Consider the following 1,257-nt stretch of genomic DNA (forward strand, 5'->3'; position numbering starts at 1 on the left):
CCGCCGAACTGCTCGATCTCGTCGGCCTGTCGGAGAAAGCCAAGGCCTATCCGGCGTCGCTGTCGGGCGGCCAGAAGCAACGGGTCGGCATCGCCAGGGCGCTTGCCGCGCGCCCGGCGCTGCTCCTGTCGGACGAAGCCACCTCGGCGCTCGATCCGGAGACGACGCGCTCCATCCTCGCACTGCTCAAGGACATCAACCGGCAGCTTGGCCTGACCATCCTTTTGATCACCCATGAGATGGAGGTGATCCGTTCCATCGCCGACCGCGTGGCGGTGATCGACGCCGGACGCATCGTCGAGCAAGGGCCGGTCTGGTCGGTGTTTGCCGACCCACAATCAGACATCACCAAAAGCCTGCTCGGCGCCATCCGGCCGCAGCTGCCAGCCGAACTGGCGGCCCGGCTGCTGCCGGCGGCCGGCCCGGAGACGATCCTGCGCGTGGATGTGGCCGGCGAAGCGGCAAGCAGGCCATTGCTGTCCGACCTTGCCACGGCTGTTCCAGGCGCCTTCCGCCTCGTCCATGGCGGCATCGACCATATCCAGCAGCAGCCGGTCGGCACGCTGCTCCTTTCGGTTCCCGGCAGCGATGCAAATCATCTTGCTGACATCATCACATTCCTGAAGGCCCGCCAGGCGCGGGTGGAGGTGCTTGGCCATGTCGCCAATCCTGTTTGAACTTCTGCTGCGTTCGATCTGGGAGACGGTGCTGATGACGGCCGCCTCCGGCCTCATCTCGCTGGTCTTCGGCCTGCCGCTCGGCCTGGCGCTGATTGCTACCGAACGCGGCGGCATTGCCGAAAGCCTTTGGGTGAACCGGGCGCTCGGCGCCATCATCAACGGCTTCCGCTCGGTGCCCTTCATCATCCTTCTGGTGGCGCTGATCCCGGTGACGCGGCTGATCGTCGGCACCTCGATCGGCACATGGGCAGCCATCGTGCCGCTGTCGATCGCCGCCACGCCCTACTATGCGCGCATCGCCGAAGTGTCGCTGCGCGAAGTCGATCGCGGGCTGATCGAGGCGGCGCGCGCCATGGGCGGCAACCGCTGGACGATCATCCGCGAGGTGCTGGTGCCAGAAGCCCTGCCCGGCATCGTCGCCGGCTTCACGGTGACGCTGGTGACGCTGATCGGTGCGTCAGCCATGGCCGGCGCGATCGGCGCCGGCGGCCTCGGCGACCTCGCCATCCGCTACGGCTACCAGCGTTTTGAGACGTCGGTGATGATCGCAGTGGTCATCGTGCTGATCATCCTGGTC

The 1,257-nt window shown here is 66.7% G+C and carries 2 protein-coding genes; both read left to right on the forward strand.

The window, feature by feature from the left end; genetic code table 11:
* Window positions 1–677, forward strand: a 677-nt coding sequence (locus EN914_RS35865; protein ID WP_127389708.1) for a methionine ABC transporter ATP-binding protein, incomplete at its 5' end; no start/stop codon positions are given.
* Window positions 658–1,257, forward strand: a 600-nt coding sequence (locus EN914_RS35870; protein WP_164779189.1) for a methionine ABC transporter permease, incomplete at its 3' end; no start/stop codon positions are given. The genes EN914_RS35865 and EN914_RS35870, both read left to right, overlap by 20 nt.

The sequence above is a fragment of the Mesorhizobium sp. M7A.F.Ca.CA.001.08.2.1 genome (assembly GCF_003998455.1).
In the GTDB taxonomy this organism is placed as follows: Bacteria; Pseudomonadota; Alphaproteobacteria; order Rhizobiales; family Rhizobiaceae; genus Mesorhizobium; species Mesorhizobium ciceri.